Origin of the sequence: Dyadobacter sp. BE31 (assembly GCF_031457695.1) — a bacterium.
GTDB lineage: Bacteria > Bacteroidota > Bacteroidia > Cytophagales > Spirosomataceae > Dyadobacter.
This window is the reverse complement of sequence record NZ_JAVDXA010000001.1, coordinates 1164667-1188720: the sequence shown is the minus strand read 5'-3', so window position 1 is coordinate 1188720 and position 24054 is coordinate 1164667. Positions and strand designations below refer to the sequence as shown.

The 24054-nt window shown below is 49.0% G+C and carries 19 protein-coding genes and 2 tRNA genes; 3 read left to right on the top strand and 18 right to left on the bottom strand.

Going from position 1 to position 24054, the window contains the following annotated elements; all coding sequences use genetic code 11:
- Window positions 1-5 precede the first annotated feature (5 nt).
- The 5 genes from J2Y43_RS04940 to J2Y43_RS04920 all read right to left on the bottom strand — a co-directional run bounded on the left by J2Y43_RS04940 (window position 6) and on the right by J2Y43_RS04920 (window position 3615).
- Entirely contained in the window at window positions 6-818 is an 813-nt protein-coding gene (locus J2Y43_RS04940; RefSeq protein ID WP_309980980.1) for a helix-turn-helix domain-containing protein, read from the bottom strand.
- A 100-nt stretch (window positions 819-918) separates the two neighbouring features.
- Window positions 919-2454, bottom strand: coding sequence for an FAD-dependent monooxygenase (locus J2Y43_RS04935; RefSeq protein ID WP_309980981.1), 1536 nt, complete (start codon window positions 2452-2454; stop codon window positions 919-921).
- Window positions 2455-2495: 41 nt separating this feature from the next.
- A complete protein-coding gene (locus tag J2Y43_RS04930) occupies window positions 2496-3314 on the bottom strand; it encodes a helix-turn-helix domain-containing protein (RefSeq protein ID WP_309980982.1) in 819 nt (272 codons plus the stop codon).
- Window positions 3315-3392: 78 nt separating this feature from the next.
- Window positions 3393-3478, bottom strand: a tRNA-Leu gene (locus J2Y43_RS04925).
- A gap of 64 nt (window positions 3479-3542) precedes the next feature.
- Window positions 3543-3615, bottom strand: a tRNA-Gly gene (locus tag J2Y43_RS04920).
- Between the two features lie 394 nt (window positions 3616-4009).
- On the opposite strand from J2Y43_RS04920, the gene J2Y43_RS04915 reads away from it, so the two are divergent.
- The gene (locus J2Y43_RS04915; protein WP_223402392.1) at window positions 4010-5083 is read left to right on the top strand and encodes a TerC/Alx family metal homeostasis membrane protein; all 1074 of its coding nucleotides are present in this window, start codon (window positions 4010-4012) and stop codon (window positions 5081-5083) included.
- Between the two features lie 25 nt (window positions 5084-5108).
- Window positions 5109-9104: an AAA domain-containing protein gene (locus J2Y43_RS04910; RefSeq protein WP_309980983.1), complete on the top strand. Its 3996-nt coding sequence runs from the start codon at window positions 5109-5111 to the stop codon at window positions 9102-9104.
- Here the strand turns inward: J2Y43_RS04910 and J2Y43_RS04905 are convergent.
- Window positions 9099-9803 (bottom strand): DUF1080 domain-containing protein, encoded by a 705-nt coding sequence (locus J2Y43_RS04905; protein WP_309980984.1) that lies wholly within the window; start codon window positions 9801-9803, stop codon window positions 9099-9101. The genes J2Y43_RS04910 and J2Y43_RS04905 overlap by 6 nt on opposite strands.
- A gap of 127 nt (window positions 9804-9930) precedes the next feature.
- Here J2Y43_RS04905 and J2Y43_RS04900 point away from each other — a divergent pair, with 127 nt between their 5' ends.
- Window positions 9931-10320, top strand: a complete 390-nt coding sequence (locus J2Y43_RS04900) for an HIT family protein (RefSeq protein ID WP_309980985.1) — start codon at window positions 9931-9933, stop codon at window positions 10318-10320.
- A 3-nt stretch (window positions 10321-10323) separates the two neighbouring features.
- Here the strand turns inward: J2Y43_RS04900 and J2Y43_RS04895 are convergent, their stop codons facing one another.
- The 12 genes from J2Y43_RS04895 to J2Y43_RS04840 all read right to left on the bottom strand — a co-directional run bounded on the left by J2Y43_RS04895 (window position 10324) and on the right by J2Y43_RS04840 (window position 24053).
- Complete coding sequence (locus J2Y43_RS04895; RefSeq protein WP_309980986.1) at window positions 10324-11808, bottom strand: capsule assembly Wzi family protein; 1485 nt, start codon at window positions 11806-11808, stop codon at window positions 10324-10326.
- Window positions 11809-11915: 107 nt separating this feature from the next.
- Window positions 11916-13358, bottom strand: coding sequence for a capsule assembly Wzi family protein (locus J2Y43_RS04890; RefSeq protein WP_309980987.1), 1443 nt, complete (start codon window positions 13356-13358; stop codon window positions 11916-11918).
- Between the two features lie 51 nt (window positions 13359-13409).
- Window positions 13410-14831: a capsule assembly Wzi family protein gene (locus J2Y43_RS04885; RefSeq protein ID WP_309980988.1), complete on the bottom strand. Its 1422-nt coding sequence runs from the start codon at window positions 14829-14831 to the stop codon at window positions 13410-13412.
- Window positions 14832-14868: 37 nt separating this feature from the next.
- Window positions 14869-15870: a sugar transferase gene (locus J2Y43_RS04880; RefSeq protein WP_291204107.1), complete on the bottom strand. Its 1002-nt coding sequence runs from the start codon at window positions 15868-15870 to the stop codon at window positions 14869-14871.
- 338 nt (window positions 15871-16208) lie between these two features.
- Complete coding sequence (locus J2Y43_RS04875) at window positions 16209-17276, bottom strand: glycosyltransferase (protein ID WP_309980989.1); 1068 nt, start codon at window positions 17274-17276, stop codon at window positions 16209-16211.
- 48 nt (window positions 17277-17324) lie between these two features.
- On the bottom strand, window positions 17325-18440 hold the full coding sequence (locus J2Y43_RS04870; protein ID WP_309980990.1) for a glycosyltransferase family 4 protein: 1116 nt from the start codon (window positions 18438-18440) through the stop codon (window positions 17325-17327).
- Between the two features lie 29 nt (window positions 18441-18469).
- Complete coding sequence (locus tag J2Y43_RS04865) at window positions 18470-19546, bottom strand: glycosyltransferase family 4 protein (RefSeq protein WP_309980991.1); 1077 nt, start codon at window positions 19544-19546, stop codon at window positions 18470-18472.
- Entirely contained in the window at window positions 19539-20846 is a 1308-nt protein-coding gene (locus J2Y43_RS04860; protein ID WP_309980992.1) for a hypothetical protein, read from the bottom strand. The genes J2Y43_RS04865 and J2Y43_RS04860 overlap by 8 nt, the downstream gene beginning before the upstream one ends.
- Window positions 20836-21567 (bottom strand): glycosyltransferase family 2 protein, encoded by a 732-nt coding sequence (locus J2Y43_RS04855; RefSeq protein ID WP_309980993.1) that lies wholly within the window; start codon window positions 21565-21567, stop codon window positions 20836-20838. Before J2Y43_RS04855 ends, J2Y43_RS04860 begins: the two co-directional genes overlap by 11 nt.
- A 3-nt stretch (window positions 21568-21570) precedes the next feature.
- Window positions 21571-22722, bottom strand: a complete 1152-nt coding sequence (locus J2Y43_RS04850) for a glycosyltransferase family 4 protein (RefSeq protein ID WP_309980994.1) — start codon at window positions 22720-22722, stop codon at window positions 21571-21573.
- The gene (locus tag J2Y43_RS04845) at window positions 22722-22847 is read right to left on the bottom strand and encodes a hypothetical protein (RefSeq protein WP_309980995.1); all 126 of its coding nucleotides are present in this window, start codon (window positions 22845-22847) and stop codon (window positions 22722-22724) included. The genes J2Y43_RS04850 and J2Y43_RS04845 overlap by 1 nt, the downstream gene beginning before the upstream one ends.
- A gap of 123 nt (window positions 22848-22970) precedes the next feature.
- The gene (locus tag J2Y43_RS04840; RefSeq protein ID WP_309980996.1) at window positions 22971-24053 is read right to left on the bottom strand and encodes a Wzz/FepE/Etk N-terminal domain-containing protein; all 1083 of its coding nucleotides are present in this window, start codon (window positions 24051-24053) and stop codon (window positions 22971-22973) included.
- Window position 24054: the final 1 nt, after the last annotated feature.

The following is a 24054-nucleotide window of genomic DNA, read 5'->3' as shown; positions in this document are numbered from 1 at the left end:
CGGTTTTAGTTGATCAGCATTTGATTGACGGTCGAAAGATTGCTCAGGTAAGCCGTGGGAGTGAGCCCTGTAAATGATTTGAAATCCCTGATAAAATGCGACTGATCGAAATAGCCGGCATCGTAGGCAATGGATGTGAGTGGCAATTTGTTTTCCCCGATCAGTTTAAGGCTCGTTTTGAAGCGTTGGATTTTATCGAATGACTTGGGTGAAAGACCGGTATGCTGGTAAACCAGCTTGTGCAGGTACCGGGTAGTGATCCCGAATGCACCGGCTATCCGGCCGATGTTATTTTCGGCGGGGTCTTTTGTAATGCTCGTGAGAATGTGGGCTACTCTGTTCAATCGTTCATGCCGGCCGGATGTACGCATTAATCTACCGGTGAAAAAGTCATCGAGCAGGGCAATGCGGGTGGTATTTGACTCCGTTTCCTGCAATCGACTGTGCAAATCCCGGATATTCCGCCCGATCACATCCGTCAGGTCAGAAACCTGATCGTTGAAAACGCCGATCTCGTCGTCGAGCAAAAAAGAGGTGGCATGCGTGAAGAAGCGGACGCCGAGCATCAGATGTACCCCCGACGACCGGATTTGCAGCGGCCTCGTAACTTGTCCCCAAAGCTCGATGGCCGGGTTCCTTCGAAAAGCATTATCTTGAAAGGATTCCCAAATTCCACCGCCGAGATTAAAGATCACCTCCATATCGCCGCTGGGGAATACGGTATCCTCATAGGCCGTATGCTCCGACGAAACGAAGAGGTAGTAATGCCGGATGTAGGGGGCCAGCGCCTTTGCCGGCTGGAAATACTGGAATTCCATATGAATACCTGTTTACTGGGTCATTTGCCTTTTTGAGCACATTGCAGGCAGGTAAATGTACAAAAGGCAAACGAGCGGTAATTGTATAAAACGGAACAAATCAATGCACTACAACATTCCAATACTGACGTAGAATTTGGGTTAAATGCGCGGCGCCATCGGCGCTACCGTCGAAAGTCCAGGCGAGGATCCCGTCCGGACGGATCAGTACAGCGCTTAAACCCAGTTGGTCTTTTGCATGGCCTGAAATGTATTTGATCTGGCCGGCATAGGTATTTGCCAAAGCTTCAAGTGCAGCGTTTTCTTCAAAATCCAGCAGTATCATTCGACCGTCGTGCATTAGTTCGCCGATTTTGGTACCATTTTCAAACTGAAAATCAGGCACGCTCCGGCCGACAAGAGGGTGGCTTCCGTCGAGGTCGTAATGCATATGAATACCCCAAACCCTGCCGGCCATGTAGGTAGCGCCGTCGCGGGTGTTGATCAGATCGCGGAAAATCGCGTGCAACGCGCGTGCATGCGGGGCGGGACGCATAATGGCTACCTGCGCACGAGACCAATCCAGCACCTGTGCGCCGATTGGGTGGCGTTCGGCGAAATAGCTGTCCAGCAGGTTTTCGGAAGCGCGGTTTTGGATGGTGGCGGCGAGCTTCCAGCCGAGGTTCATGGCATCCCCCAGGCCGAGGTTGAGTCCCTGGCCGCCCAACGGAGAATGAATGTGTGCGGCATCGCCGGCCAGTAATATCCGGCCGTTGCGATAGCGGGTAGCCTGGCGGGCCCGGTCCGTCCAGGAGGTGGCAGTATGCAGGGTGTTAATCGTTACATCGGTATTCGAAACGCGACGCAGCACTTCCTGGATGTGCTCGCGCGTGATGGCCGTTTCGGAGCTGTGGAACGCGCCGCCATCGAAGTCCTGAATGAGCACATAACCCGGCTGCGACTGCATGTACATGCCTTTGGAGGTCACATTACGCCCGGGGCGAAGCTTTTCAGGGTCTTTGATGTCAGCAAGTGTCGTATAGCCCGTGAACTCCGGTTCGGTACCGGCAAACTCAAAGCCGCCCATCTTGCGGACCGTGCTGCGGCTTCCGTCGCAACCTACAAGCCATTTGGCCTGAAAAGATTCATTAGCCGACCATACTGTTACATTGTCGTTCGTTTGGCCGACGTCGGTAACCGGAAACCCGCGTCTGATTTCCACACCCAAAGTCTCAGCACGTCGCGTGAGGATTGTTTCGAGCTCTGCCATTTCGGATATCAAACTGGTTTCGGGCGAGCCCGGAAGGCGGTATTCCCATTGAGTGGTGTCGATGTTGCCTTCGTGAAATGGAATGCCGGCAAAATGCCCCGCCTGGCGTTGCGGCCCCTGGCCGGAAGAGGTGTGTGGGTTTTTGAGTCGCTTGTGGATTTCCAGCTCCGCGAGCAGCCCGCGGCGGTAGAGTGCCTCAATCGTGGGGGCCGAGAGTCCGCGTATCCCGAACGGTAGCTGTTTCAGCGGTGAATGCGGGTTTTCGGCCTTTTCCAGGATCAGCACCGAGCATTTCGACAAAGCGAGTTCACAAGCGAGAAACAGGCCCACAGGCCCTGCACCGGAAATGATTACATCGTGTATGGATTGATTGATTGTAGCTTTCATAGTTGAATAATTGAGCTACAAAAGTCCGCATTGCCGCCGCCTCAGGCTTGAACAAACGCGACAAAATCATTACTTACTGCCTGTTTCCGTTTTTTTGCATTTCGGGCAAATGCGGCGGGTGTCGTACCACTGTACCGCTTGAACTCCCTGCTTAGATGCGCCTGGTCGGCGTACCCAAGTTCGTGTGCCAGGCCGGCCAGGTTGGCCCCGGGGTAATGCCAGAGGTGGTTCCGGACCTGCTCAAATCGTATCAGGCCGGAGACGTCTTTCACAGTAAAACCGGAAGAACGTTTGAATTTCCGCTCCAACGTGCGGACTGTCGCATGTGCAGCCGTTGCCACATCGCTCACGGGGATGGCACCATTCGCCTGCCGCATGGCAGCGCCTGCCCTGGCCAGCATGCTATCCACTGCAATCTGCGATCGGGTAGTGAGAAAGTACTTTTCCAATGCCGCTATTACCTCATTGACTTGCCCGGAGGCCATCAGCGGACTGAGCGTAGCTTGAAGTTCCGCTATGGGATGCGCGAAGACATGTACACCGTTTTTTCCGGAGGGCAGGAGGGAAAGCAAATCGAACACCGTCCAGGGGAAGCACCTTACACCAATAACCTCCAACCGGCCTTTTGTTTGAAAAACGGCGGGCCGATTGAGTAAACCCATTAAAAATGGAGAAGGCAATGGCTGCAAGCCGCCATTTTCGGAAATGTAATGAAGGTTTCCGAAATAGAAGATGATCTCCGCATAACCATCCGGCTCGACCTGGAAAGTAGCTTCCCGATCTCCAAAGTGGCGATTATCATACCAAAAGCATTTGATGGTGTCCCGAAGTACCTCGGGCGGTTCAAATTCCTGGTGCATGTTGCAAGATAGCGCATGCAGGGAGGGAGCGCAACAAAAAAGGAGCTGCGATTGCTCGTAACTCCTTGGGAAATTCAGTACCGGGGACGGGAATCGAACCCGTACGGGCGTTTCGGCCCACAGGATTTTAAGTCCTGCGTGTCTACCAGTTCCACCACCCCGGCAAAGCCAGGTACCGGTACCAGTGAAGAGAAAAAAAGCACCGTCTCCGGTGCTTTGTTCTCTCTGAGCGAAAGACGGGGTTCGAACCCGCGACCTCGACCTTGGCAAGGTCGCGCTCTACCAGCTGAGCTACTTTCGCGTATTTTTCATAACCGTTTCCGATTATTGTGGTGCAAATGTAGGGACGTCTGGTATTTGACGCAAGTTTTTGGTGAAAATATTTGATAAAAAAATTGCGTAAAAACATTAACAAATTGTAAATCAATTGATCAAGCTTGAAAATTTTTTGGACTCAAAAATAGCGTAGGCGGTGAATTGAGGCGGTTTGTCTCTCAAAAGTGCTCATCCTCCGGAAACAGACGGAATGCACGCTTCATTTACCGCCCGTCAGTTTTCGCCTATCCACTTCATATTTTGCTTACCTTTGCCTCCTTTAACCGACCTAGGCTGCGACTCGCCCGGACGGCCCCGCCGGGATGGCCCGGTTTTGGTATGAGTCCGGCCTGTTCTTTCAAAACTAAATTTGCTTGTTCATGTTTTCCAACGAAGTGTTGTTTTTTGGAGGTTTTATTCTGGTGATCAGCGTGATGCTGCTTCTGGATCTGGGTGTTTTCAACAAAAAAGACCATGTGGTCAAGTTTGGTGAAGCTGCCGCCTGGACTGTCGCCTGGATAGCCCTTGCGTTGGCATTCTACCTGGTCATCAATACGCACGGGGACTTGGTGCACGGCATGGACAATTATGGCGAGCTCGAAACAATTAAAAATAAGTACGCGCCGCACTTGAAACTCATACCCGGCGATTTTGAGGAAAGCCTCGAACTCTACCGGAAAAACATGTCGCTGGAATTCATTACCGGCTACTTGCTGGAATATGCACTTTCGGTCGACAATATTTTCGTCATTATCCTGATATTCTCGTCGTTTGGTGTTCGGCCCAAATACTTCAAAAAAGTGCTTTTCTGGGGCGTTTTGGGTGCGATTATCATGCGCTTCGTCTTCATTTTTGTGGGTTCGGCGCTCATGCAGCGTTTCGAATGGATTATCTACATTTTCGGTCTGCTGCTGGTTTACCAGGGCGGCAAGATATTCTTCGAAGGGGGAGAAGAGGAAAAAATCGATCCTGCGAAACACCCGGTTGTGAAATTCGCTTCCAAGTACCTGCCCGTGTTCCCGCGCTACGTACATGAGCATTTCTTTGTATTGAAAAAAGGCAAATGGCTCGTTACGCCACTTTTTGTAGTGGTATTGATCGTCGAGTTTACCGACCTGATTTTCGCGGTGGATTCAGTGCCGGCGGTATTTTCGGTTACCAAAGATCCCTACGTGGTTTTCTTCTCGAATATCTTCGCGATCATGGGATTGCGCTCAATGTTCTTCTTCCTGAGCAACATTATGGGGCTTTTCCGCTTCCTCAAATATGGTTTGGGAGTATTGCTGGTCTTTATCGGAAGCAAGATGCTCGCACACCATTACCTCGAATCGATCGGGTTCAAAACCGTGTATTCGCTGTATGTGATCATCGGTATTCTGGCGGTGAGTATTCTGGCATCGGTGATCGTTCCTGAAAAAAAGGAGGTAGAGGACGAGGTCTTATCCAATAGTTAGGCATCGGGCAGCGTTTTGAGTAACTATGAGCCGGATTCTTAAAGCCTATCTAAAACGACTTACCAATCTTAGTACCCGCAACAAGTCGCTGTTACTTACGAGCTTGTCTGCCGAACAGTTCCTGGATTTCCACGATACGGATTTCCTGTTGTCAAAGCCGTCTATCGATGTGCTCAAACAGGTGATCCAAGGGAACAACCGGGTCGCGTTGTGCGACGTGGCCGATCCACGTTTCGAGAAGGTGAATGAAGCTAGCAAGCGGCTACGCAAAATAGCCCGTACCGAGCGCTTCATCGAAGAGGAACGAGGCTCGCGTGACCTGTATGTGGGCTATCCGTTCGTGAAAGGCAAGCTTTCCGACAGCACACCTATTCACGCCCCACTGTTGTTTTTCCCGGTGACGTTGCGGATGGACCGTGAACAATGGTGCCTTTTCGAGCGCGACGACAGTGCCGTGGCTTTAAATCAGAGTTTCGCGCTGGCTTACGGACATTTCAATGAGGCAAAAATTCCCGATGAAGTGCTCGAAAAGTCATTTGAGGATTTTCCAAAGGATTTTCTCGAATTCAGGACGCAGCTCTATGAATGGCTGAAATCGACGCCATTCAAGATCAATTTTAATCAACAGCTTTTTGAAGATAAACTAGTTGCATTCAGTGGCGAAAAGAGTTCGGACCTTGCAGCAAATGAGCGTAATGGGGAACTGAAACTCTACCCGGAGGCCGTTCTCGGTATTTTTCCGCAGGCGGGTTCGTACCTGGTTCCGGATTATAACAGGCTCCTGGACCTTGAAGACACCGAGGGTTTCAAGCTGCCGTTGATTGATTTGGCAGAGGAAACCGAAGACGAGAACCATTTACAGCCGGAACTTTCGGTGCGGGAAACCCGGCAGGCGAGGGAAGAGGATGTGCTGACGCCATTTCCGGTGGACGAGTCTCAGGAAGAGATTATCCTCGCGGTCAAATCGGGCAGTTCTGTTGTGGTACAGGGCCCGCCGGGAAGCGGTAAATCGCAGCTGATCTGCAATCTGATTGCCGACTTTACTTCGAAGGGCAAGCGTGTTTTATTGGTATGCCAAAAGCGGGCGGCGCTGGATGTGGTTTACCAACGTCTGGCGACCACCGGTATGAAGGATTTTACCGGCCTCATCCACGACTTTAAAAACGACCGCTCCGCATTATACAGCCAGATTGCGTCTCAAATAGAAAAAGTAGAGGCATATCGTCAGCAGAATTATAGCCTCGATTCGGTATTCCTGGAAAGACAATTTACCCAGGAAAGCCGCGCGATCGATAAGACGGTGGATGAGCTGAACGGCTTTCGTTTCGCATTGTTTGATGAAAATGAATGCGGCGTGAGCATTAAAGAACTTTACCTCACGAGCGATCCCAACGCGGCGCATGCCGACATGCGGCCGTATTACCGCCAGTTCAGCATTGACACCTGGGACGGTTTTAAAAGGCACTTGAAAACCTATTCCGATTACGCATTCCTCATTCATCCCGCGCATCCGTGGCGAAACCGGCGGAGTTTTGCCGCATTCGGCATGGCGGAGCTGCGGACAATGGAAAATATGCTGTCGGAATGGCCTGCCGCTTTTGAAAAGCAAACCCGAAGCTTTGAGCAGATAGCAGGTGTTCCATTTGACAAGTCGTTTATCCGGAACCGCAAAGAAATTACGGAGCGCCTTACCGATATCACCGAACTGGTATCTGATGAAGCTTCATGGGAACTGGTAAAGAAATACACGGCCGGGTCGGCAAATGCCCATGAGCGCCTGGCGTTCGTACGGCAGGCTGTGGATGTAATGGAGGGTTTTATTGCCGAGGGGGGGATCGAAATGTCCCTTCCGGCATCTCAATTGAATGCATTTGAAGTTATACTGAAAAAGTCGCTTGAAACAAAGCAGTCGGCGGTTTCGGGCTTTTTTTGGGATGTATTTAGTAAGGAAAAGAAAGAGATAGAGCGGGTGGCGATTGCCAACGGTCTCACGACTTCCCTCGAACATATGGTGCGGCTGGAAGAACGTTTAAGGAACCGCCGACAGCTGGAATCGTGGCTGCAAAATGCGAACCTGGGTTTTGAACCGGTATTTATCGATGATTTTTCGGCAGATCGTGCCGGCGAGTATCTGGCCTTCTTTAAATCTGCCGAGCGTGCTTCCGACGCCGTAGCGCGTATGGATGCGGGTGCGTGGACGAAGGCTTTTCATGAAATTGTTGGTTCAAATGGGCAGCTTGATCAGTTTACGGAAACCATCCAAAATCTCCGACAATGGCTGCAAATCTGGGATCGTATGGAGAAAGCCATGCTACCGTACCTTTTGCCCGAGCAGATCGCCGCACTAGTCGACGATCCTGCCGGTTATAGCGAAATCCTGTTGGATGCCTTACACAACGATTTTGACTCACTGACCGATATGGACCGGCTGTGGGAAGAAATGACCGAATCGCAGCGTGGCGCAGTAAAGGCAACTTTGACGAAAGGGACAGAACTTGGTTTTACCAATGCGCAGGAAGTACTCGCCTTATTTGAAAATAGTATTAAACTGGCCTGGATCGAACATATCGAGAGCAAATACCCGGTATTGCGATCGGTGACTTCACTCAAAATGAAGCAGTGGGAAGATCAGGTGCAGGGCAGCATTGAGTTGAAGCAGAAGCTGAGCTCGGATATTACGAATATTAAATTGCGCGAGGCCACTTACGAGGATGTGGAAAAGAACCGCCTGGGGAACCGCGTAACGTACCGCGAACTCGGGCACCAGGTCACGAAAAAGCGCAAGATCTGGCCGACCCGGAAATTACTCGAAAACTACGCCGACGAGGTATTTGCCCTCATACCTTGCTGGATGGCTTCTCCGGAAGCCGTTTCGGCGATTTTTCCGATGGAGAGCGGGTTGTTCGATCTGGTTATTTTCGATGAGGCATCGCAATGCTATGCGGAGTATAGCTTACCGGCGGCATTCAGGGGGAAACAATGGGTGGTTACCGGGGATAGCAAACAGCTTTCGCCAAGCGATCTTTATCGCGTGCGTTACGAAGACCGGACGGAAGATGAAGAGTATTCGGCCGCCATTGAAATCGAGTCGCTGCTGGATCTTGCGGGGCAATCGCTGGATCATTATCAACTGACAGGCCATTACAGAAGTTTGTCACTCGATCTCATTGATTTTTCAAACCGAAATTTCTATAAAAAGAGCCTTAAACTGCTGCCCGATTTCCATAAGATCAACAACCGCGAGCCTGGGATTGAATACATTAAAACCGAGGGTATTTGGAGGAACAATACCAACGCTATGGAAGTGGACGAAGTATTGCGGCTGATCCGTGAGCTTGCCGGAAGTGGAAAGAGCATTGGCGTAGTAACCTTCAATTTTTACCAGCAAGCCGCCATTCAGGATGCATTGGAGAAGGAAACCGCATTGCCCGACGGCCTTTTTGTAAAGAATATAGAGAACGTGCAGGGCGATGAACGCGACATTATCATCTTCTCAATGGGCTATGCGCCGGATGAGAAAGGGCGTGTGTCTATGCAGTTCGGGACACTGAATATGCAGGGAGGGGAGAATCGCCTGAACGTGGCTGTTACGCGTGCGAGAGAGAAAATCTACTTTGTAACAAGTCTTTGGCCGTCGCAGCTGCAAACGGAACAAACGGCCAACGAAGGTCCGAAGCTGTTAAGGGCTTACATGGATTATGCATTGCAGGTATCGGAAGGCAAGTTTGAGCCGGCGCCGCTTGCTACCGGGCAATTCCGTTCCGAATGGCTGTTGAAAGAACGGCTTGTGCGGCAAAACCCGGCATTTGAAAAAGAACTCCCATTTGGCGATATCACTGTAAAGGAAGAAGGGGCCTACAAGGGCTTGGTACTTACGGACGACGATCTTTACCATTACAGCAAGTCGTCCAAAGAGCCTCACGCTTATTTGCCCCTTCTGTTGCGGTTGAAAAACTGGCCTTTCAGGCGCGTTTACAGCCGCGAATATTGGTCAGGAAACCTTAAAAACGGTGTATTATAGTTCCTTGATGCGGATATTGCGGTAAGAAACTTTGTCGCCGTGGTCTTGCAATGCAATCTTGCCTTTGGAAGATGCACCGAATCCCTGCCAGGTTTTGAACTTGCTGTTGGCAACGAGTTTGTCCCATTCAGCACCCTGAGTCGGGAATTCCACTACTTTTTTGCCGTTCAGCCAGCTCTCGCCTTTGCCACCTTTGATCACGATTTTGGCCTTGTTCCATTCCCCGGCAGGTTTTACCGCAGAGAAATTGGATGGAGGAAGCATGTCGTACAGTGAACCGGCTTTGTGGTTACCGTCTTTACCAGCTTTTGCATCGGGATGTTTCGCATCGTCGAGTACCTGGATTTCCGGGCCGGTAGAGTAAGGACAGCAATACTTTTTGTCTTCTATCACGTGGTAAATGATTCCGCTGTTACCGCCTTCGGAGATTTTCCATTCCAGTTCGAGTTCGAAATCACCGTATTCTTTGTCGGTAACGAGGTCTTTACCGCCTTTTTCGGCCAGCACTACCGCACCGTCTTCGATTTTCCACTGTGGCAGAACTTTGTCCTGTTGCCAGCTATGCCAGCCGTTCAGGCTTTTGCCATCAAAAAGAGTAACCCACTTTCCTTTTTGCGCTTCTGCGTCATTTGAAAAGGCCAAAGCAGCCAGGGCGATAACGGATGCTTTTCCGAAAGCCTTCCATTTTGTGAAATTCATGTTTCGCTTGTTAAAGTTTTAGTCCACAATATTAAGTACTTTTTGAGTTTTCAAAGGCATATTTGGATCGAAAGTTGGCGGCTCCTATTTTTGGGAGTAGCTCAAAATAATCCGACAACCTATCCACATGGCTTCTATATTTTCAAGAATCGTAGCGGGGGAAATTCCTTGCCATAAAATTGCCGAAACAGAGGATTTCCTAGCATTTCTCGATGCATTTCCCATTGCGAAAGGGCATACGCTCGTCATTCCGAAGAAAGAGGTGGATTACCTTTTCGATCTCGACGATGAGTTGTACACCGGCCTGTTCCTGTTTGCCAAAAGCATTGTCCCTGCATTGGAAAAGACGGTTCCGTGCCTGCGCATCGGCGTGAGCGTAATAGGCCTGGAAGTGCCTCATGCGCACGTACACCTGCTCCCGCTCAACAGCATGGCAGACGCCGATTTCAGCCAAAAAATAAAAACGTCGCAAGAAGAACTCGCGACGCTTGCTGAAAAGATCAGAAGTAATTTATAAGGCTCAGTAAAACGAGAAGTCTTTTCGAACACCCAGCATGAATCCGTACGTTTTGCGGTACAAGTCGCCGATATCCGCTGCATAAGCCCCTTTGACGGTCAAACCGCCCAGAACGTCGAGCTTGGATTGCATCATGAGCATGCCGGAGAATTGCCTGGGTGAACCGAGGAACGGTTCGAGGTAGGCGCCGCTGTTTTCAGAGAAGGAGAACTTGCCCATCCACTGGATTTTCCGGAATAATGTACCTTCTAACCCAAGGTGCAACATCATGACGCGGTTATTGCTTGTGAAATTGTCGGCATAATTCGGCCATTTCCACTTGGTCTGCGAAGTTGGAGGGATAAATGGCGTTCCGATTGTCCTATCGTAATAGCCCCAGCCGTCGCGTACCTGCTGATTATTGAAATAGTTGTCGTGGCCGCGTTTTTTGCCATTAGTCAATACAAAATCGTCGCCTCCCTGGTCTTTGGTATACAAAAATTCAAGGACAGCCGCATTGATCTCGAAATTGGCTCCGTAGGAGTTTTTACGCTTGATTCTGGCACCATACAGGCCGTCTTTGAGGCCGGTTAGGTAAAATAGGGAACCGTCTTCGTAGATGAACTGCCGATAAAGAAAGATGCTGGTCTCGTAAGTTTCGACCTCCATCGCGAGATCGATCGAACCAAGGTGGTTTCCGATCCGGCTGGTACTATCGAAATAAGTGATGTCGTCGCCGCTCCCGCCGATGGACCCTATGACGGCATTGACGTAGTTTTTAAATCCGGTAGGCATTTGCAGCCGATCGCCCGTAAGGCCCAGGTTCTTTTTAAGTTTTCCGCCCCATTGAACTTGATGGTTGAAGCCTCCGTAGAGTTTCAGCATCGAATTCGCCTTCCCGATGCGCATATATAAGGCTTTCTGATGGAATTTCAGATTTTCCGTAATAGGTCTGCTATTTTCAAATAACCCATCGGAATAAAATGCCTGGAATGAAAGCCAGCCTTTGGTGAAGGGGATGGGCACGAACCGGGTTGTTCCCAGGTAAATTTTGGGGATAGGTAATGCATTACCCGACCAGGCGTAAGAGCCGGAACCGATCGTGGAGTCTGCCAGGCCAAGCGCCTGCTTCTTACGTCCTACATAAAGCTCCCAGTTTTTATATCGCAATGTCACGTGCGCCTGGGGGAGTATGAACTTGTTGGTTTGTACAAAATTGCCAACCGCTTCTACGCCTGCACCGACGCGCCATTCATTGCGGGTTTTATTTTCCGATATAGTCCAGTAATGTTCCAGTCCCGCACGCGCGCTCAGGTTGGGCCCCGTTTTCGGAACGATCCCATACTGGTTGGATTGGATCCAGAAGGGGGTGTACCCATTGGTACTGCCCATTCCCACGAATTCCACGTAGTTGGTGGTCGAGTCGGTGTAGATTACAGGTTCCTTGATCTCAGATTGGGAAAAGCCAAGGATGGGCACTAGTGTTAATATGAATAAAAGAAATCTCATAGGTGTGCCCTCACGCATTGTCCATAATGTGTATAATAGCCAACAAAAATAAGTATAACTTTTCTATTATCATATTGAACATATACGCCGCTTGATTGCTAAACGGATTAATCCAGGAAACCGCTTTTTCGCAAGCCGATGGATAACCCGTAGGTGTTAGGATATAGCTTGCCAATATCCGACGATAATGCGGAATAAACACTGCATCCTTTTAAGATATTTAAGTTTTTTTCGGCACCCAGCCACAATGATACTTGCTGCTTTACTCCCTCAAATGGTGTAAGAAAGGAGCCTGAATTGCGCGAATAAGTACCGCGGAACGACAATTTCAAGTGCATCCAGGTGGCGGTTACTCCTGTATGAAACGCCCAGAAACGATTATTATTCGTGAATTCTGAATTATTACGGGGTAAATCACCGTCCGTGGTAGTCGATGCCGGGGCTAACGGCGAGCCGATACCGGATCCGTAATATGACCAACCCCGCTGATATACGTAGCTATTGAAGTAGTTTGCCCTTTCAAATAATGCGAGTTCGGATATCGGATAACGGTTGATCTGGTTGCGCGTTCCTATCACTTCGAGCAGAAATGAGTGAAATGCAAAATAGGAAGAACCTTTCGGAAGCGGCTTGGTGCGTTTCACGCTCAGCCCGTTCAGGCCGTCTTCAAAATTGGTAACCTTGAAAAGTGAGCCGGTTTCATAGATGTTCTGCCGGTACAGGAAGAAATTCCAATCTTTTCCATGCCATTCACCACCAATGTCGAATGTTCCGAAATGGTTGCCTATCTTTCTGTAATCCAGGGTTTTGCCGGAAATAGTATACCAATAGGCTTTCAGCATATCGAGCCGGTATAGCGGCATTATTTCCTTTTCGCCGCCCCAGATAGCCTGGTGATTGGCGCCCAGGTAGACGCGGTAGCGGTGGGACTTCCTGCCAAGCCGGAAATAAAGCTGCTTTTGATGCAGATAGGTATCCGAAATGCGGGGAACGCTGCCGTAGTTAATACCGCTGGCCCCCAGGTATCCATCCGAGTAGGTGAATTTCAGCGCCACGAAGTTGTTGGTGAAGTAAAGCGGCAGGTATTCCTGAACCGCAACCTGCACCCGGGGATGAGGCCTTGCATTGCCGGCCATTGCAAGTGAGCCGGAAGAAAGGGTCGTGTCGACGAGCCCGGCGGTCATCCTTTTTTGTCCGGCGAGGATTTCAATCTTGCCGATTTTCACCGCGGCGTACAGATCGGACAGGAAACCATTGGCCGATTTACCATAACTGGCAATGCCCTGAACGCCCGCGCTCCATTGGATCAGCCGCGGGTTGTGCGGGTTATAAACCTTGTATATTCCAGCATCGACAACGCCAAAATTGCCGTTTAGCGGAATACTACCATTTTGGTTGGCGTGTTGCCAGAAAGGAGTTTGGGCCGTTGCCCCGGCCGCCATCACCGACGCTTTATAGTATACTGTCGAGTCCTGGGCTTGTAATTTGAAAACGATGAGTAACAGATAAAGGGGTAAGTAAACTCGTATCAGGGAAAATAGGGACGACATTTAGTAAAACAGGGAAATAGTTCAGCCGCGTATGTATGTGAAATCTTAAAGTTACCAGATAAAGCCGGATTTCCGCCAATTGATCATTATTGCCATATTTTGTGTGTACAATTGGCCAAAATCAGAGGCTAAACTTAATCCGAAAACATCTCTTTTGGAGTTCAAAAGCGGCGCTTCAATTCTTAATAGCAAGGAAGTTTGATTCGCAACCGGTCTGATCGGATCATCATAAGTGCCCGAGTTTTGGGAAAAACTGCCTTTCAGTAAAAAATTAAACTTCTTCCACGAAGCTTCGGCGCCCAAATGGTAGGCGACGATCAGGTTGTTCGCGGTGAAAAGGTTTTTGGTTGTAAGCAGGTTATCCCGTGTGGTTGTTTGCGGAGCGATCATCGGAGTGCCGAGGCTTCTTCCACGGTACGACCATCCCTGGTTGTAAACGTAATGATTGAAGTAATTGTCTTTTCCGAAAATGCCATTTAGGTAGTCGAATATCGCTCCACCCTGGTTTTTGGTGTAGAGGAATTCAAATAGCAGGGTGTTGAAGCGGAATGCGGGGGCGTTTTCGCTTCTTTGCCTTCTTTTAAATCGTAACCCGCTCAACCCATCGGATACCGTGGACAGATTGCTGAGGGAGCCGTCCTCGTAAATCGTTTGGCGATACAAAAAAATATCCCACCGTTTTCCCTTCCATTCCGCTGCGACGTCGATGGTCCCGAAATGGTTTCCTACACGGCTGTGGCTCCACGGTTTTCCGAAGATGACATACTCATAAGCTTCGGCCTTTTTGAGGCCCCCGGTAAAGATTTTATCTTCGCCGCCCCACATGGCCTGGTGATTAAAACCTCCGAACAAATTGAGTCGATGCGTGCGCTTGCCCAGTTTGAGATAGAGGGATTTTTGATGCAGATAAACGTCTGGAACGCTGGTGACGTTGCCATAATGCACCCCTGCCGAGCCGAGAAGCCCGTCGCCGTAAGAGAACTTGAAGGAAAAAATGTCGTTGCCAGGGATCAGGCTTACGAAATTGGGCGTTGAAAGCTGGATCTTGGGATAGGGGCGGTAGTTGGGCGACATGGCAATTGGCCCCATCGTGAGGAGGCTATCACCCAGGCCCATGAACTCCTTTCTTTGCCCAATACTCAACTCCACCGGCCCTGCCTTACCGGCGATGAATAAATCGGTAAAGAATGCATCGGATTTCTTACCGGCAAAGGCTACCAGTTCAGCTCCTCCCGACCATTGAAAGAATCGGGGGTTATTTCGGTTGTAAACCCGGTGAAAACTGGCGACTCCTTGCACAAACGAGCCTTTTTCCGGTATTGAGGCATTTCTATTGGCATATAGCCAAAGCGGCACACCAGCGGTAGAGCCGGCTGCATTGATTCCGGCGGAGTAGAAAAACGTAGAATCCTGTGAGTAGCTTTCAGCACAAAGTGCTGCCCAGAATAGCAGCACATAAAAGAATTTCCTCATTCCAGGACTATTAAGAATTTACGAGGTGTCAGAGGGATTACCTGCCTTTCTTGCCGAAAATAACCACGGCCGTCAGGAGTATGATTTTCAATTCCAGGAACAAGTTCCAGTTTTTGATATAGTAGAGATCATACATGAGTTTGTGGCGCGCGTCGTACACACCTGCTCCGTAGGAATACATTACCTGCGCGTAACCGGTGATGCCGGGCTTGATATTGTGGCGAAGGTTGTAATACGGAATGATTTCGTCGAATGTTTCGGTAAACACGGGACGTTCCGGACGAGGACCGATCAGCGAGAGATCACGTCTGAAAATATTGATGATCTGAGGCAATTCGTCGATACGTGTCAGACGCATGAATGAGCCGTACGAGAATATCCTGGAATCGTTCTTTTTCGAAAATGATGCTCCGTTCCGCTCTGCATCCAGTCTCATCGATCTGAACTTGATACAGTTGAACGGCCTGTTATTCATGCCTACGCGCTCCTGAAAATAGAATACAGGCCCTGGGGATTCCAGTTTGATTCGGAAATAGCTGAGAATCCAGATCGGGAATGTGAGAAGGAACAGGATGATGGAAATCGTGATGTCGATGATCTTCTTGGGGTAACGAACCCTTCTGCCGAACGTGGGGACTGTCAGAAGATTTGGATTGATTTCGGTGACGTCGTCGGGAATGTATACTTTTTTGAGGTCTCTCTCGCAGAAATCGTAAACGGTGGTGATTCGGATCGATTTGTTTTTTCGGACTACCAGCTCGTAGATTACTCGGTTGCGTCGGTCGTACTGCGGATTGGTAACCAGGTGTATTTTTTCAAATCTGTCGAGTAGCGGCCTTACGGTGTGGTTGAGAAGATAATCGTCGTTATCTGAGTGTGGTATCAGGATAATCTCCTTGTATCTTTTGAGAAGTAACGCCAGATCTTTTTTTTGAAGGAAGTAGTCGTAGCTGGTGACAATCAGGACTTCTTCTGAAACGGCAGTTTTGCTTAGAAGCCGGTGAATGTACTTGCGGTCAGATACGTAAGTGTTGCTCATATGTGTGTATTTTATGAACTAAAAATAGTGTGATTGTAGAATATACGTGTGTTGAAGCTACAAGTTTAGGAATAAACTTTTGAAATACGAAATTATAAATATGGTCAAATCAAATATAATTTTTGGCAGAGAAGGGCTTTTGTGCTAAAAATTAATATTTGGCGGAGAAGGGATGAAACTACTACCGGCAAATATAGGGAAGGTTTCGGCACAAAATATTATTTTACTGTAAAGAATTTTTCCGTTTTTTTTCAGCTCCGGTTACTTTCCGTTGATTTGATCGATTTATCACATTTCCTATAATCATTACCTGCCCGTATGTGTCCGTGCGGTGAAGTTCAGGCTATCGATTTGTAGAGGGAAAGGTACATCCGGTACATTGCCCCCACTGTGAAATACTGCTCATACGACTTCCTGGCCTCGGCTTTTGCAATAGTAAGTTCGGCCGGATGGTTCGCATAATGCAATATCTGATCTGCGAACTCGCTTGCCGTGTTGGCTACCGCCCTGCCATTCAGTCCGTTAAGTACCTCTCCGATGCCGCCTACGTCGGAGGCAATTACAGGAACGGAGTAGCACAAAGCTTCGAGAATCGACATCGGCATACCCTCGTAATTCGAAGGAAGCATAAACAGGTCGGCGTATTTCAGCAGACGGTGAGCGTCTTCCGCTTCCCCGAGGCAGTAGGCATTTTCCGGAAGATCGGCCATTTTATCTTTATTACCTATCCAGAAAAAATGGATATCGTGGCCGGCGAGCATTTCCGCTACTTCACAAAAAAGCTCGAATTTCTTCTGAGGCGAAATCCTTGCAATGCACATCACCTTAAAACCGGATTTTGACCGGATCATTTCGGCCAGGCGATTGTAACTTTCGCCGTGATTCTCAGGAACGTCGGTAGAGTAATCGGTAATGCCATTATAAATGTAGGAGACGTTTTTCTTGATCCCCTCACTCAGCAGGTTATTGTAATCGTACTTGCTCACTCCAACAATATGCTTGGCCCTGATCTGAAGCAGACGTTCGAGATGGAGAAATTTCCTGAACGCAACCCGGATGGAATCAAAGCCGTGGACCGTGTAGACGATTTTTTTTCGCGGAAACGCCAGTCGACCGAGAATCCCGATTTTGGAGGAATGCAGGTGAACGACGTCAGGCTTGAAAACCTGGTAAAGACGGCGCAGCTCGTTCACCACCTTATGCTCTTTCGAAAGGCTGATAGAGCGTTGTAACGGATTGATCTTCCATTGCCCCACTTCCGAGGGAAGTACCTTCCACAACTCTCCGTCCTCCGACGACGCCACCATTACCTCATGACCGTCATTGACAGACTCCCGTGCCAGATTGATCACCACGGATTGGGCACCTCCGAGTTCAGCAAGCGTGATGACATGTAATATTTTCATAATCTCAATAACAATTCCAAAGGAACCGCTTCCCTATAAAACGCGATATTAATGGCTGCCTGCGGCATTACTTTCTCTAAGGACACCTCCGATACTGCGTATCAGGGATTCGGAATAGGTGCCTACCGTTTTAAACCCGTCGTAACTGCTTGTCGAGATCCGGTCGTAAAGACGCGGATCGGCGATCACGGATTCCAGCTTTTTCAAAGAATGACCCAATGCTTCGGGTGTACTAATATCTGCAAAAATTGCTGTCTTCATGTCCTCCGCGTAGTTCGGAATTTCACCCACCGCGGTGACGAAGCAGACCAGCCCGTTTTGCATCGCTTCCGCCACGCTCATGGCCATTCCTTCGTTGGTACTCAGCTGAATCAGGAAGTTATAGTTCCTGAATAATTCCAGCTTTTTGCTCCCGTTCACTTCGCCCCGAAACCGTACCCGACTTTCCAGCTGTTGGGTGCGGATATATTCCGTTACCGTTTCGAGCATTCCATCGTTCCTGCCATAAATATCGAGCGATGCATTGTATCCGCGATCGGCCAGGTACCGGATGGTGTCGACAGCCAAAGGTAAGTTTTTTACGGAATTGATCCGCCCGAGAAACATAAACCGCACATCCTGGTTATTGAAGGGCGGGGCTGTTTTAAAATCCGGTGAATGGCCGGTAAAAAAAGAAATGACTTCAACAGGTACGGAAGGCTTGAACTGCCCGGTTACAAACGTGGCCGTAGCGCGGGAGTCGGTAAAGATCGAATCGGCGTGACGGATAGCTGCCTGGCTGAACAGCCGGTCGAAACGATGAAAAAAAGCCGTATTATGAATAAAAGAGATGAATCGTATTTGTGGCCTTAGCTTTTTGGCCATGACGCCAAGCAACGATGCCCGCCAAAGCGAGCAGATCATGACGTCGGGGGAGAAACTCAATATGAAGCGGATCATTTTGGGAATGACCAACGGGTACATACTTAGCCTATAATCGAACGAAACCATACAAGCCTTTTCCGCAGCGGAAAGGTGGCTGGTTATATTCGCATCGATGCTTCCCAAAACCATCACTTTCAGGTCGAACTGCCTGTTAAGCTCCGGCAATGCCGATAGCATGGCTACTTCAACGCCTCCGATCTGCACATCGTGCAGTATGTAAAGTAGTTTTTGTTTTTTCAAAGCTAGTGTGTTCTACATATGGTAGGTTTCTATTTCAGTACGCTGCTCCATTGCTCCATAATACCGCCGAGTTCGAGTGCGTGGAGTCTTTGCGATTTGTATTTTCTCATGCGCCCGCGGAGCGCATCGTCGTTCATCAGCCCCGCCAGTGATTGTGACAATTTACTTACATTGCCTGCATCCACCAGGATACCGTTTTGCCCCTGCTCGATCAGTTCTTCCGGACCGGTGTCGCAATCGAAAGCCACAATGGGCAAATGGAATGCCAAAGCTTCCAGGAGTACCATCGGCAAACCTTCGAACCGTGAACTCAGGCAGTAGATGGATGCTGTTTCAAAATAAGCAAAAACGGCTTTTGTAGCACCCACGAGTTCAACCGAACTCCCAATTCCAAGTTCCGTTATATTCTTTTCGAGAAGAGGTTTGTCTTCCCCATCACCGATAATGAGCAGCTTCCATTCATTCCGAAGTTCTGTGGGGAGTTCGCCCCAGGCGTCTACAAGCAAGTCGAAGCCTTTCTGGTAGGTAATTCTTCCAACGGAAATGACTGTTTTGGAAGGGCTGTCATTGACCTTTTGTTCTTCCAGAAACATGGGATTGGGAATGTGTACGAGTTGTGCACGGCGGTACCATGCTCCCTGTTTCCAGAACTGTACATCGCGGGCGGTCAGGGTTACAATCCTGTCGGCGAAGCAAAGCGCAAGCTGCCGTGCGAACGACCGGGCCGCGATGCCCAGGTTTACCTTGAAATTGAAATGCTCCCACACCACATGCCGGATGCCGGTAAAGGCCAGCGAGGGCACTGAATATGTCGCCATGATCGATTCGACTGTCACGAATGTATCGATATGGTTACTGTTGACGAACTGCCGGATCTTGTGCTGCGAGTAAAGGATTTTCCGAACGCCTTTCAAATCTTCGATATGCAGGCTGGTTACCTTTACATTCGGCTCGAAAGGAAAGAAAATCTTGTCCGGATCGCCATAAAGGCCCAACACGTGAACATTATAATTTCTTTTGGCAAGTTCGTTGATGATGACCGAAGCTACACGTTCCGTTCCGCCAACCGCCGAGATATTATAAATAAAGAAAACAATATTAGGCATACGATTTTGATCCGGTGATCACTTGGAGCACCATGTACAGGATTTTGGCTACCACATAAGATACTGTCAGGAATAGAAGGGCCCAGAAGCTTGTGTTACCAAACAGCAAAAGGTCGTCTACGAGGCGGGTTGAGCAGCTGATCAGGACCACGATGAACAGGAACGAGTAGTAGTTCATATTTATCGGGTTGAGGTTTTTATAAATACTACGCAGATAGCCCAGCAAAAGACCGATGATCAACGCATAGATAATACCGCCCCAGAGTCCGAAGAAATGGTAGGCGAGGTAATTGTATCGTCCGTTTGCCCCCGAAGTCCGGCGGCCGGAATAATATGCAAATACATCTACGCCGATGGGCTCAGGCGGTGTAATCTCGAACCCGAGGTTTTTCAGAATTGTTCCCCAGCCTGGATAAAATGCATATTTTAAAAAAGAGGATTCCTGAATGCTGTCCATGACGTCGTCGTAATAGCCCAGCAGGAAAATATCGCCGCTCGACATAAGCCGCAAGCCCACCTGCTGTATAGCCGAAGATGGATCGGCACCCACGGAGATCATTACGATACCAACGGGAAAGCTAAACAAGACCACCATCAGCGGCCAAGAGATCTTGATCGTGCTCATCCGCCCCTGAGCGACCATCGGATAGGTAATCAGGAAATACGTGACGAAGAAAACCACAATACCCGATTTGGATCCGCTCGTAGCAAGGTCGAGCAGTAGTACGAAACAGATGAATAACTCGAACAGATTGAGCCTTTTTTTGAGGTAAAGTATCTTATAATACAGCGTCATGATTACCAATGACCGGTAGGACACAAGAAATGCCCGGACAATTCCGTGGCCCTCATAGGCGGAAACGTGGTTTTGCTCGGAATTGAGGAGTACAACCCCGACCGTTTTCAGGTTGACAGCTTCTACAATTACATAGGCAGTACAAACTACGAAAACGAACAGATCGAACTCGCTTATACCGCGGGTTGGAATTTCAAGTTTACTGGTGTGGCCTCCGAATTTGATTACCGGGATATAGGCTGCAACTGTCATCCCCAAGAATAGGGCGATTTCTGTCCCCAAAAAGGACCAGCCGTATATTGGTTTGAGAGTCTGATCGGAATATAGAAAGTATACGCAGAATGCCCCTCCGGTAAGGTTGACGACCGTAATCAGGAAGGGGTCGAGGATGCCCCAGTAGATTTTTCGATAGAGGAAAAGATAAAGGCACAACAATCCTGCGTAGATGGCCCCATAATAGAACCAGTTATCCAGGATTGCCCTTACGAAAATATCATTTCCCACCTTTCAAGCTGTTTTTGAAATTCGAAACCTTTACACGGAGCCAGTAGTAAGAGCCCACCGCGCTGCCCAGGTTGTCGTAAACGATCCCGATGATGTCCTTCTTATGCCGATGGTCAATATTTACTGAGCTCATACCCAGGTCATTGTATATCGAAATCAGTTTGGGCATGTAAACGAAGTGAGCAGCAAAGCGGCTGTACAGTTCAACATTATAGACGTGATCGGCCGTTAATTTATAGTCTAAGTTATACTTCTTTTGCTTATAAATGGACCGGGGGTAGAAAATGGCCTGATGCGAAATGTTCCGCAATGCGATATTCCATCTGCTGACTTTGCCGGTGTAAATCTGATTGCTTTTTTTCAGATAGGTGTTCCCATAGTAAATGCCGTCGGCGTCAGTCATCTCGGCGACAACCTCTTCAATGATCGTCGGCGAAGCCAGCACATCGTCACATCCCAGAAAGAAAACCCAGTCACCTGTGGCGAGATCGAGCCCCTTGTTCATGGCATCGAATATCCCGCGGTCGGCCTCGCTTTTCCAGAGGGCGATCCCATGCTCGTATTTGCGGATGATATCCAGTGTCCCATCGGTCGAGAGCCCGTCCAGGATGATGTACTCAATGTGAGCATAGCTCTGGCTAACGACACTTTTGATGGCACTTTCGAGGTCTTTCTCGCCGTTCCTTACAACTGTAATGATCGAAATTTTGGGGTACTGCATAACTTAGCTTTGACGGCAACTTTCTACTTCCCTGATGAAGTTGTCGCGATATTTTGTAATCGTGAAATTTTGAAAAACGTGCTCCCGTGCGCGCCCGGCCAGGCCCGCGTAAAGGGAATGGTCATTGAGCAACCTCTCTAATTCAGCGGCAAGGCTATACTCGTCGGACCGATAGAGCAGTCCGGTCTGCCCGTGTTGAACGATCTCACTGGTGCCGGCCGAATCGAATGCCACCACCGGAACACCGTACATCATTCCCTCGATCGTCACGCGTCCAAGCGCCTCATTAGGCGAGCACATGAGCAACACATCCAACCGGCGATAAATACTTTGGATATCCTTGGTAAACCCGGTGAATTGAATATGTTCGCTGATACCTTGTTCCTTGATGTAGGCTGCAATTTCTTCATAATAAGCCGTATCGCCAATTTCGCCTACAATTTCCAATTTGATGGGGATGCCTTTTTTAACGAGCGCATTCACCGCTTTTACGGCTATCATCTGGCCTTTGGCGGGATCGATGATACCTACTATGCCTGCTAGGGGCGTTTCAGGACGCACACGCGGGGATACTTCCGGAAGTGTGTCCACCAATCCATTGTATATCACGACATGTGGTGCGGTTACACCGGCCTCGATCACCCTTTTCTGGGCAATGCTTTTGGAAATACAAATAATGCGTGCTGCCTTGTTGGCCCAGAACCGGAATGAAGACTTACCAAAGTTGTATTTTAACTGATAATCCTCGTATACGAACTCCCGGATATGCCACAGGTGTTTCCGGCCCGAAAAGAATGCAACGAGCGCACCAAAGAAGATCACCGACGAGTTGGTATGGATCAGATCGATCCGTTTTCTGATAACTAATAAGGCAATGTATAAGGCCGCCAGCACATTGAATACAAACCTTTTAATGCTGTGAAACCATTGCGGGAACCGGGGGGCTTTGTGAATATCGTTGGCAAATTTGACAACCCTGCATTCGATACCGTTCCTGGCCAGTTCTTTTGGGAAATCGCCGTCTTCAAGGCATATCACCCACCAGTCGATCTGGTCCCGGGTTGCCGTAAGTAAAGTTAAAAGGGACCTGTTCGCACCGTAAAGTGGGCCATAGTGGCTGAATGACAGTATTTTAGGTTTTTTATCGGTCCTCATTACTTACTTTTCAAATGGCTCAATTGGGTGAAAGGCGTAGAGGAGCGCAATGCGAATGCGACAGCCAGCACAAAGCTGATCAATACGCCGATCGCCCCTATCTTGATTTCCTGCTGAACTTTCATCGGCCAGTTATATTTGAACGGAGTTCAGATCGTTGGCGACAAGCAGTGCAGATATCTGTGAGGTAAGCCGGGAAATCAAAATAGGAAGCATGTGTAAAAAGTTGAGTATGGGCGCACTATATTCTATTCGCTTGCGCCCGAAACGATCTTCTGAATTACTTTTTCTTTAACGAGGAGAATATACAGAAGGGTGAAAAAGCCACCAAGAAAGCCCCAGATCAAGCCTATACGTAACCTCTTCGGGCTACTTTTCACCAACGGTACTTTCACTGGTTCGAGCACTTTGAATACTGGACGCTCTTCTTTCACCGTAACTTTGGCCTGCTCATACCGCCTCACCAGGTCGCTGTATAGCGATTCCGACAATATATATTCGGCCTGTAAACGTTGCTCTTCGATTTTGGCCGTGTTCGAAAAGATATTTCTGTTCTGGTCGCGATAGCTCTGAAGCGCATATTCCGCGGTACGGAGCCTGGCTTTTGCTTCTTTCACGCGGTCAGCGAGCAAGCCTTCACGCTGGCTTGCTTTGGACGAGCGGTAATCTTCTACGTAGTCGACCAGGTATTTTTGAGCCGCTTCCACCACGATCGCCGATACGAATGGATCGACGGTTTCCGCGCTGATCATAATCACGCCGCTCTTTTGATCCACTTCTGCCGAAAGCAGGGAAATAGCCCCGGCGATATTGGATTGTTCCGAAAGCGAGTAGGAGAGGATTCCTTCTCTTTTCAGCTTAACCTCTTTGGCAGGAGCCTTGGATGAAGAAGAAAACAGGCCGGATAGCAACCCGGGTTTAGCCTGCGCTCTCATGAAATCCATGAGCGTTTTGTAGGACTTGTTGTCCTTGTCCACCACCGGTTGTTTGAGCAGGTACTCACCAAAGGGCGAGCTTTGCATAATGGTGGGATAGAGATCCGGCTGCAACTTTTCCGCGCCGTCGCCATTAAGGCCCGCACCCAACAGGGAGAACGAGCCTCTTCTGGATGTTCCGTATTCAGGCAACAAACTTACTTTGGCCTCATATTTCTTCTGAAGCGTGAAACTATACGCCACCCCGGCTACCACCGCTGCGACTGCAACCAGCATCAGCAATTTGATATACCTTCCTACAAACAGGATGATATCGATAAAACGTATTTCCGAAGCATTGAATGAACTTTCCTTGCTCTCGGTAGCTACCGGCTTTTTTTCTGGATGGGATATCATG

Coding starts and splice junctions, on each gene's coding strand:
- J2Y43_RS04940 (WP_309980980.1), bottom strand. CDS start 818: ATGGAATTCCAGTATTTCCAGCCGGCAAAGGCGCTGGCCCCCTACATC.
- J2Y43_RS04935 (WP_309980981.1), bottom strand. CDS start 2,454: ATGAAAGCTACAATCAATCAATCCATACACGATGTAATCATTTCCGGT.
- J2Y43_RS04930 (WP_309980982.1), bottom strand. CDS start 3,314: ATGCACCAGGAATTTGAACCGCCCGAGGTACTTCGGGACACCATCAAA.
- J2Y43_RS04915 (WP_223402392.1), top strand. CDS start 4,010: ATGTTTTCCAACGAAGTGTTGTTTTTTGGAGGTTTTATTCTGGTGATC.
- J2Y43_RS04910 (WP_309980983.1), top strand. CDS start 5,109: ATGAGCCGGATTCTTAAAGCCTATCTAAAACGACTTACCAATCTTAGT.
- J2Y43_RS04905 (WP_309980984.1), bottom strand. CDS start 9,803: ATGAATTTCACAAAATGGAAGGCTTTCGGAAAAGCATCCGTTATCGCC.
- J2Y43_RS04900 (WP_309980985.1), top strand. CDS start 9,931: ATGGCTTCTATATTTTCAAGAATCGTAGCGGGGGAAATTCCTTGCCAT.
- J2Y43_RS04895 (WP_309980986.1), bottom strand. CDS start 11,808: ATGAGATTTCTTTTATTCATATTAACACTAGTGCCCATCCTTGGCTTT.
- J2Y43_RS04890 (WP_309980987.1), bottom strand. CDS start 13,358: ATGTCGTCCCTATTTTCCCTGATACGAGTTTACTTACCCCTTTATCTG.
- J2Y43_RS04885 (WP_309980988.1), bottom strand. CDS start 14,831: ATGAGGAAATTCTTTTATGTGCTGCTATTCTGGGCAGCACTTTGTGCT.
- J2Y43_RS04880 (WP_291204107.1), bottom strand. CDS start 15,870: ATGAGCAACACTTACGTATCTGACCGCAAGTACATTCACCGGCTTCTA.
- J2Y43_RS04875 (WP_309980989.1), bottom strand. CDS start 17,276: ATGAAAATATTACATGTCATCACGCTTGCTGAACTCGGAGGTGCCCAA.
- J2Y43_RS04865 (WP_309980991.1), bottom strand. CDS start 19,546: ATGCCTAATATTGTTTTCTTTATTTATAATATCTCGGCGGTTGGCGGA.
- J2Y43_RS04855 (WP_309980993.1), bottom strand. CDS start 21,567: ATGCAGTACCCCAAAATTTCGATCATTACAGTTGTAAGGAACGGCGAG.
- J2Y43_RS04850 (WP_309980994.1), bottom strand. CDS start 22,722: ATGAGGACCGATAAAAAACCTAAAATACTGTCATTCAGCCACTATGGC.
- J2Y43_RS04845 (WP_309980995.1), bottom strand. CDS start 22,847: ATGAAAGTTCAGCAGGAAATCAAGATAGGGGCGATCGGCGTATTGATC.
- J2Y43_RS04840 (WP_309980996.1), bottom strand. CDS start 24,053: ATGATATCCCATCCAGAAAAAAAGCCGGTAGCTACCGAGAGCAAGGAA.